This is a genomic window from Brevundimonas sp., from assembly GCF_003248455.1.
In the GTDB taxonomy this organism is placed as follows: Bacteria; Pseudomonadota; Alphaproteobacteria; order Caulobacterales; family Caulobacteraceae; genus Brevundimonas.
In genome coordinates, this window is the sequence record NZ_QFNM01000056.1 from 1 (window position 1) to 8044 (window position 8044).

The 8044-nt window shown below is 68.9% G+C and carries 9 protein-coding genes; 3 read left to right on the forward strand and 6 right to left on the reverse strand.

Going from position 1 to position 8044, the window contains the following annotated elements:
* Window positions 1-282: 30S ribosomal protein S10 (gene rpsJ / locus DI624_RS15380; RefSeq protein WP_291540227.1), on the reverse strand; the 282-nt coding region annotated here is incomplete at its 3' end.
* Between the two features lie 512 nt (window positions 283-794).
* Here rpsJ and DI624_RS15385 point away from each other — a divergent pair.
* Window positions 795-1538 carry a porin gene (locus DI624_RS15385; protein ID WP_291540230.1) on the forward strand — a complete coding sequence of 248 codons (744 nt, stop codon included), beginning with the start codon at window positions 795-797 and terminating at the stop codon, window positions 1536-1538.
* A 136-nt stretch (window positions 1539-1674) separates the two neighbouring features.
* Here the strand turns inward: DI624_RS15385 and DI624_RS15390 are convergent, their stop codons facing one another.
* The 3 genes from DI624_RS15390 to DI624_RS15400 form a co-directional block, all read right to left on the reverse strand.
* The gene (locus tag DI624_RS15390) at window positions 1675-2565 is read right to left on the reverse strand and encodes a DUF2807 domain-containing protein (protein ID WP_291540233.1); all 891 of its coding nucleotides are present in this window, start codon (window positions 2563-2565) and stop codon (window positions 1675-1677) included.
* A gap of 97 nt (window positions 2566-2662) precedes the next feature.
* Window positions 2663-3574 carry a transcriptional regulator gene (locus DI624_RS15395; RefSeq protein WP_291540236.1) on the reverse strand — a complete coding sequence of 304 codons (912 nt, stop codon included), beginning with the start codon at window positions 3572-3574 and terminating at the stop codon, window positions 2663-2665.
* 13 nt (window positions 3575-3587) lie between these two features.
* Window positions 3588-4748 (reverse strand): GNAT family N-acetyltransferase, encoded by a 1161-nt coding sequence (locus tag DI624_RS15400; protein WP_291540238.1) that lies wholly within the window; start codon window positions 4746-4748, stop codon window positions 3588-3590.
* 150 nt (window positions 4749-4898) lie between these two features.
* Between DI624_RS15400 and DI624_RS15405 the strand changes: the two genes are divergently transcribed.
* Both DI624_RS15405 and DI624_RS15410 read left to right on the forward strand, forming a co-directional pair.
* Window positions 4899-5060: a hypothetical protein gene (locus tag DI624_RS15405; RefSeq protein ID WP_167400474.1), complete on the forward strand. Its 162-nt coding sequence runs from the start codon at window positions 4899-4901 to the stop codon at window positions 5058-5060.
* 42 nt (window positions 5061-5102) lie between these two features.
* Window positions 5103-6152: a L,D-transpeptidase gene (locus DI624_RS15410; protein WP_291540242.1), complete on the forward strand. Its 1050-nt coding sequence runs from the start codon at window positions 5103-5105 to the stop codon at window positions 6150-6152.
* Between the two features lie 3 nt (window positions 6153-6155).
* Here DI624_RS15410 and DI624_RS15415 read toward each other — a convergent pair whose 3' ends face one another.
* On the reverse strand, window positions 6156-7751 hold the full coding sequence (locus DI624_RS15415; RefSeq protein WP_291540245.1) for a carboxylesterase family protein: 1596 nt from the start codon (window positions 7749-7751) through the stop codon (window positions 6156-6158).
* A 209-nt stretch (window positions 7752-7960) separates the two neighbouring features.
* Window positions 7961-8044 (reverse strand): hypothetical protein (locus DI624_RS15420; RefSeq protein WP_291540246.1); only part of this gene is annotated, 84 nt, incomplete at its 5' end.

Genomic DNA, 8044 nt, shown 5'->3' on the forward strand with positions numbered 1-8044 from the left:
GCCGGCGGACAGGTCGAGCTTCATGAGCGCGTCCACGGTCTGCGGGGTGGGGTCGACGATGTCGAGCACGCGCTTGTGCGTGCGGATTTCAAACTGCTCACGCGACTTCTTATCGACGTGCGGCGAGCGGTTCACGGTGAACTTCTCGATCAGGGTCGGCAGCGGGATCGGACCGCGAACGGTCGCGCCGGTGCGCTTGGCGGTGTTGACGATCTCGCGCGTCGAGAAATCGAGGACGCGATGATCAAAGGCCTTGAGCCTGATGCGGATGCTTTGATCCATATCGGTGCTTACTTCCAATGCGGTCGGAGGACCGCGTCCCTGTGAACCATTTCAAAGACCGAAGGCCTTCGGGCGCTAGGCCCTCAGGATACGCAAATCCGCAAAAACGATCGGCCCACGCAGTCGCCCGCGAAGGCCGTTGAAGTCCCAAGAAGCTGCAAAGAACAGTGACTTAGGTCGTTCTTGCGAACCGCGTCTGCACCGAAGTGCACAGCCGGTCCAACAAGAGTGGGGTTTCCCTCATGCCCCCTCAGCCGTCCGATCCGGCGCGGAAATCGACGGTGCTCGGCCCCGCTTCGGGCTAAGTCCCTCTATCGTGGACGGACACGAAGGCCTTGCCTCACCTGCTCCGCTATGACGACACATTCTTGCCGTAGTGCGTGACAGACGCGCAACAACTTGACGACAGCGGCTTGGCGAACGGCGGTTTGATGCTGCGCTTAGTCCGTATGCTGATAGCAGGCGCCCCTCCCGGACCCCCATCCGGGCATGACTGCTAAGGACAAAACAAAATGAAGACGATCCTCCTCGCCTCGGCCGCCGCCGCCCTGTTCACCGCCCCGGCCTTTGCTCAAGAGTCCGTTGGCTCGGTCGGCCTGGGCTACGCCCACACCGACACCGAAGGCCTGAAGACCGACGGCGCGACCCTGGACGGCGTCGCCGCCGTGAAGGTCGCCCCGGAATGGACCGTGACCGTCAACGGTTCGGTCGCCTACGCCGACAGCGATTTCGGCGACGACACCGTCGGCGCGGCCGCCGCTCACCTGACCAAGACCTTCGGCTCGGACCTGCGCGCCGGCGCCTTCGCGGGCGTGTCGGACATCGGCGGCGAGAACTATTTCTCGGTCGGCGGCGAAGTGCAGAAGTATCTGCTGTCCGCCACCCTGACCGGCGTGGTCGCCTACACCGATCTGGACGGCGCTGACGCCTGGACGTTCGGCGGCGACGCCGCCTATTACGTCAACCCGTCGCTGCGCCTGAACGCCGGCGTATCCTACAACAACGTCGACGTGGACTCGGTCGGCGAAATCGACGCCTGGGCCTATGGCGTCGGCGCCGAGTACCAGCTGGACAACAGCCCGTTCAGCCTGTTCGGCTCGTGGCAGCGCGTTTCGCTGAACGACGTGGACGTCGATTCCGACAACTTCGTCGTGGGCGCCCGCTACAACTTCGGCGGCACGCTGCAATCGCTGGATCGCGCCGGCGCCAACCTGGGCCGCACCCTGGCCGGTCTGCCGGGCCTGCGCGGCTTCTGATCCAGCCGCCGGTCCCCATCGGAAGGCAAAGAGGCCCCGGCGGAGCGATCCGCCGGGGCTTTTTCCATCGCGCATACGAGAAGGCCCCCGGGGTTCCACGACCGAGGGCCTTCCGTTTCAAGCGAAGAGGCGGACCTCAGCGCCCGATCTGCAGCGAGCCCGATCCGACCACGGTGCGCGACACCGCCCCGGTGGCGGAAGCGACGCGGACATTGCCCGAGCCGGCGATGGCCACGCTCAGATCGCGGGTCGCCCCGCCGTAGCGCACGTCGCCCGATCCGCCGATGGCGACCGACAGCTTGTCCATCCGCCCCTGGCGCACATTGATTCCGCCCGAGCCGCCGATGGACAGATCGCCCTGGCCGCCGGCGCTGGCCACATCGACATTGCCCGAGCCGCCGACCGCCGCCCTCAGGTCGCCCGTCGCGCCGGAATAGATGCTGCCCGACCCGCCCACGTTGGCGTGCAGGGCGCGCGACGTTCCCGCGCGGATGGAGCCGGAGCCGCCCACGCCCAGCGACAGACGGCCGTCGACATTGGCGACGTTCCAGGCGCCGCATCCGCCGCTGTCCAGATCGACCGAGCGCGCGCCGCGTCCGATCGAACCGAACACGGCCCCGCCGGCGCTGACGTCCACGTCGCGCGGCGTGCGAATCACGATCATCGGCGCATCCTCCAGGCGCAAACGGCCCAGGTCGCGCACCTCGACCGTCGCGCCACGTCCCGGATCGGCGGCGTCGGCCCGGCCGGTGTTGCAGCTGCGGATGCGATTGCCGCCATTGGCCCAGAAAGCCCCGTTGCGGCCCAGTCCGCCGTCGATGCGGACGTCGCGGCCGTCGCGGCGCACCTGTATGGCCGGCAGTCGCGATCCGCCCTGCGTCACCTCGACCCCGATGTCCTGGCGGTCCTCCACGATCACCACGACCCGCGCCACGGCGTTGCGGATCTGAACCTCGGCGGCCGAGGCGGGGGCGGCGGCCAAGCTCGTCAGAGCGGCGGCGGCGGCGGCGATCAGTGCGGTCTTCATGTCGGCTTTCCCTTCCCGTCTGTGCGAGGAAGGTGCGCGACGCCCGCTGCAAAGTCATTTTAACTTCAGGTCATGAACTCGATTTAACGCGAAGGTCTCAGGACGCCTTCAGCAATCCCGCTCCGTCCGCCGCCCCGACTTCCGGTTCGAAGTCGCGCTCGAAATGGGCGATCCGGCTCTTCATCGCCCCCGCCCGCTTCAGCGCCAGGGACGCGGCCCAGCGCGCCGCCAGTTCGGGCGTGCTCATGCCGTCGGTCTGGCGCGGCCGCCCGCCTCGGCCGCGGATCACCGCATTGGTGAACAGCGCCCCGTTCCTGAACCGCGACGGCCAGGTCTGGAAATCCATCGACAGGCTGACGCAGAACCGATCCAGATTCTCCACCCGGTGCGGCGCATACAGCGGCCAGGTCAGCGCCCGGCCCGGCTCCAGGTCCATCACCTGGGCGTCGTCCTCGAACGCCAGGGCATAGGGCAGTTCCTCGGTCGTCTGACGCGCCACCACCTGTTCCATGTTGCGCTCGGGCAGATGCCCTTCGTCGCCCGGATAGACGAAGATCCGCTTGCGACCGCGCAGGTGGAACAGCACAACCCCCGCCGCATCGAAGTGATAGGGCACCCGCGCCTTGGGCGAGGACAGGATCAACTGCCCCGCGTTCCGAACCGCCCGCATCCCCGGATAGGTCGCCTGGATGGCCGCGAAATCCTTCATGGCGGCGGCCCACAACTCGGGCCACCCCGTCTCGACCTCGCGCAGATTGACCCACAGACGACCCTGTTTGATCGCCTCCAGCAGGTCCGCGCCCGACAGGCGCCCGCGCGCGCCCGTACGCAGGCTGACCTGACCCTCGTCGTCGAAGTCGTAAAGGTTGATGTCGAACAGTTCGGCCGGATACCGATCCAGCACGGCCGCCAGGGCCGCATCCTCGGCGAATCCCTGCGCGACCAGCGTATGGGGATGGTCCCTGGCCTCGGCGATCGGGCCGGGATAACGGGTGCGGCGTTCGGTCATCGCAGCCTCTTCTTCAAGCATGGGCGACGCGCGCGGACGTCTTCTTCCTGGCGGCCAGCTTGCGCGCGGCGGCGCGGGCCGCGGCGGCGGCGCCCCTCAGCCGTCCGGCCGACGTCGGTTCGCACGCCTCTATGGTGGTCCAGCGTCGGCGCAGGGAGGTTCGGACCCTCTCGCCCCTGTCGCCCGCCTGCGCCAGCGCGCCCGCCGCCATGTCGGCCAGCGCCTGTCCCAAACCGGGCCGCAAGACCACGGCCTCGCGCACCGTCTGGCGGGCGTTGACGAAATACTTCTTGTAGGGCTCGCCTTCGAAGCCGAAGTCGAACACCCGGAACCCCTCGGCCGAGGCCAGCCGCATCGTGTCCATGCTCAACAGGATTCCCGGCGAACACCGCGCCAGGGCGGGCTCATAGACCGGGAACCAGAAATGGTACTGCCGCCCGGCGTGCAGCGAGAATTCCACCGCCACCAGCTTTTCCCCCGCGTGCATCGCCGCCATCGAGGCGCCGAAATCCGCGCGCGGCTCGGCCATCAGGGCGTGCAGCAGGTCCCGCGTCCAGCCGCAGGCGAAGATGTCGTGCAGGCCCGAGCGCCGATACTGCGCCGCCTTCAGGTCGATCAGCTGGTCCAGCAGGGCCGGGTCTCGCAGGCCGCGCTCCACCCGGATCGGCCCCAGCTCGGCCTCCAGGCTGCGACGCGCCCGCTCCTTGTCCTTGAAATATTTGCCGAAGGTGCGGCGGCGTTCGGCGTACCAGGCGTCATAGCCCTCCTCGGGCATGGCCGCCTGGACGGTCTGGCGCGCCTGGCCCGCCTCGCCCGCCCCGATCCAGCCCGGCACGGCCAGCCGCCGCGCCTTCAGCAGCCGCGCGGTGTCCTCCAGGGTGATCGTCTCCCCCACCGGCGCGATCACGCCGTGATAGTCGTTCATCGGCGCGCCCAGAGGCTGCACGGCTCCGCCGCGCCTCTGATGCGGGAAGAAGCCGACGATGCGCCCCTCGCGCCGGAACACCGCGATGGCGGCCCCGGGGCAGACGCGACTGGCGATCTCGGCGTAGTCCCAGCGAAAATAGGGGCTGGCCAAATCGGGGCTCTCGGCCGTCCAGGCGCGCCACAGGGCCACGGCCTCGCCATTCAGCGCGCCGGCCTCCGCGATCTCGACCTGCAGTTTTCCGCTCATGCCGTCCTCGTCGAACCTTGTGCAGCAAGGTCCGTTCCAGCCGAACACATACGCCCCCCGCGTTTCGGCACGGTTGATGGGCATGGTGAACGGGTGTTGACGGAGCCGTCGCCCGCTCCGCGCGTTGCCTCCCCTCCAAGGGAGACGAAAATGACCGACAGCCGCCCCGACGACCGTAAAGTCGAGAACGAAAACCTACGCCCGGACAAGCCCGGCCAGCCGCCCCGCCCGGCGACCGAGCCAGAGGGCGCGGAAGGCTCATCCAACTCAGGCGAGACCGAGACCGATCCTGCGACCGGCGAACAGAATTGATCCCGCGCGCCGCCCCTGCGACCGACTGCTGAAAGCTTCTTGATGAACCATCCCGCCTATCTCGCCGCCTTCGCCATCCTGTCCCTGAGCGCCTGTTCGCCCCGGAACGAGCCCGACGCCCCCGCCGCCCAGGTCGGCCAGACCGGCCCCCTGTCTCGCGACGCCATCGAGAACGCCGCCTATGCGCCCCCCGCCCAGCCGACGCCGCCAGGCCAGGACCCGGCAGGCGCGACTCAGCCTCAGGCCCAGCCCGACCCCGCCCTGATCCACGCCCAGGTGCTGCTCGAGCGCGCGCGTTTTTCGCCTGGCGCCATCGACGGCCTGGCCGGCTCCAACATGCGCCAGGCCATATCCGCCTTCCAGAAGGCGCAGGGGTTGCCGGTGAACGGCCAGTTGGACGCCGAGGTCATGGGGCGGCTGCGGGCGGGGGGCGCCGGCCCCGTAACGACCACCTATCGGATCACGCAACAGGACGTCGCCGGCCCCTATATCGGCGTGGTCCCGACCGATCTGGCGGCCCAGGGCCAGGCGCCGCACATGGGCTACGCCAATATCGTGGAGGCCCTGGCCGAACGTTTTCATGTCACCGAGGCCCTGCTGCGCGCCATGAACCCCGGCGCCGACTTCGACAAGGTCGGCCAAGCCCTGCTGGTCCCCGCCGTCGACCATGCTCCCCTGCCGGGCGATGTCGATCACATCGACGTGGACAAGAAGGAGGGGTCGGTGCGCGCCTATGACGCCCAAGGCAGGCTGTTGGCCTATTTTCCCGCCACCATCGGCAGCGGCGACAATCCGACCCCGACCGGCACGGTCAAGGTCAACGGCGTGGCCCGCAATCCCGACTACACCTACGACCCGTCCAAGCTCAGCTATGGCGACGGCAAGGAGAAGGTGGTGGTCAAGCCCGGTCCCAACAATCCGGTCGGCGTCGTCTGGATCGACCTGAACAAGCCGAGTTACGGCATCCATGGCGCGCCCGACCCGGAACTGGTCGGCAAGACGGCGTCGCACGGGTGCGTCCGCCTGACCAACTGGGACGCCTGGACCTTGGCCGACAAGGTCAAGCCCGGTGTGACCGTCCGCTTCCTTTAAGCGTCAGTGCACCGCCCCGAACGGAGTCCCGTCCCAGAAGGCGCAGTGGTGACGCGCGAAGAAGTCGTCGTCCATCCGGTCGCCCTCGGGCGCGAAAACCCTGACAGGCCCCGCACCCTCGACGCGGGGCCATTCGGCCGCGAACCCCTCCGTGCCGAACGCCGCCCATAGCCGCTGCATCCGCTCCGACAACGCCTTCTGCGCCGGCGTGAACCGTTTCACGTCCGCAAACACCCAACTGGTCCCGAAGACATAGGCCAACTCGCTGGCGTGGTAGGCGCCCAGGTCCAGGCCCACGACCCAGTCGGGCAGCACGAACGGCGCCTGGCGATCCGCGAACTCGTAACCCCACACCGGCACATGGGCGGCCAGCACCCGTCGCAGCGCCTGCGACGGACAGGCGAACCTCTGATCGGTGAAATTGGCCGCGATGGCGTAGGCCGGGCCGTCCGGGCCTACCGGATAGCGAGCCAGCACCCGCTGGCCCTGGTCTCCGTACATCCAGATCGTCTCTTTCCTGTAGCGATCCATCGTCTTGACCTCGTTGGCGAACAGCCGCCCCTCGTCCAGGTTCGTGCCGATCAGGACCGGAACCTGGGTGAATCGCCCCTCGCGCAACGCTTCGGCGGGGTTTTCCGGCACGGTCGCGTCGGTGTGAACCGGCCCCCAAGACCCCGGCCCGTTGATCCCGGCCCTTAGCGAGGCCGCGCGCGACAACCGCCAGGCCGGCATCGCCTTCAGGCAGGCGATTTGGTCCTCGCCTGCGCACCCTAGCCGTTCGGCGAACATCGGCCCCGACTGGGCGGCCTCCCGGGCGGCGACCAGGGACGACGGCTCCAGGCACCCCCCGCTCTGCAGAATGACGCGCTGATAGAGCCCTTGCGACCCCGGCGACGCCATCAGATAGCAGGCGCTCCAGGCCCCCGCGCTTTCCGCGAACAGGGTCACGTCGTTCGGATCGCCGCCGAAGGCCGCGATGTTCCGATGCACCCATTTCAGCGCCGCCTGCTGGTCCATCAGGCCGAAATTGCCGCCGAACCCCTCGCCCGTCGCCTGGAATCCCGGATGGGCCAGCCAGCCCAGGGCGCCCAGCCGATAGTTCATCGTCACCACCACCCGCCCCTGTGCGCGGGCCAGCTTGGACGGGTCGTAATTGGCGCCCGCCCCCACGGTGAAGGCGCCGCCGGGGATATAGACCATCACCGGCCTGGTCCGCTCCGCTTCGCCCGCCGGCGCATAGATGTTCAGGTACAGGCAGTCCTCGGACCCTACGACGATCCCGCCGCCCCCGCCCAGGATCGCGCGCCGGCCGATGGCCTGGGTGCAGTCCGCCCCGATCCGCGTCGCGTCGCGCACGCCGGGCCAGGCCTGAACCGGCTGCGGCGCCCGCCAACGCCCGTCGCCCACCGGCGGCGCAGCATAGGGCACGCCCAGAAAGGCGCGGGTTCCGTCGCCCTCCACCCCGCGCAACGCCCCTTCCTGGGTGGTGGCCAGCACCGTCTTCGCATCGCTGGCGAAACGGACATGATCGACCTTGCCCGGATGGGCGGCGCAGGCGGCCAGCCCCATCAGGCAGGCGAGCAGGAGGATCGGACGCATCGAGAACCTTGGCTGTTCGGCGGCCCCTCCTAACGCCCGAAGGCCGCGCTCGTTGCGAACCGCCGCTATCGGATCGCCCAACGATCGTTCGACGCAGCCTTGCGGCCGTCCCAGCAAAACGGCCCCCGGATCGCTCCGGGGGCCGCTCTGTTACGCTACTCTGTCTTTCGACCCAGGCAGGCTCGCGCCTTGGAGGCCGATCGTCGCGCTTAGGCGATGATCTTGGCCACGACGCCCGCGCCGACCGTGCGGCCGCCTTCGCGGATGGCGAAGCGCAGGCCCTGGTCCATCGC

Excerpts from the sequence above, each read along its gene's own strand:
- DI624_RS15385 (WP_291540230.1), top strand. The coding sequence starts at position 795 with ATGAAGACGATCCTCCTCGCCTCGGCCGCCGCCGCCCTGTTCACCGCC.
- DI624_RS15390 (WP_291540233.1), bottom strand. The coding sequence starts at position 2,565 with ATGAAGACCGCACTGATCGCCGCCGCCGCCGCCGCTCTGACGAGCTTG.
- DI624_RS15395 (WP_291540236.1), bottom strand. The coding sequence starts at position 3,574 with ATGACCGAACGCCGCACCCGTTATCCCGGCCCGATCGCCGAGGCCAGG.
- DI624_RS15400 (WP_291540238.1), bottom strand. The coding sequence starts at position 4,748 with ATGAGCGGAAAACTGCAGGTCGAGATCGCGGAGGCCGGCGCGCTGAAT.
- DI624_RS15405 (WP_167400474.1), top strand. The coding sequence starts at position 4,899 with ATGACCGACAGCCGCCCCGACGACCGTAAAGTCGAGAACGAAAACCTA.
- DI624_RS15410 (WP_291540242.1), top strand. The coding sequence starts at position 5,103 with ATGAACCATCCCGCCTATCTCGCCGCCTTCGCCATCCTGTCCCTGAGC.
- DI624_RS15415 (WP_291540245.1), bottom strand. The coding sequence starts at position 7,751 with ATGCGTCCGATCCTCCTGCTCGCCTGCCTGATGGGGCTGGCCGCCTGC.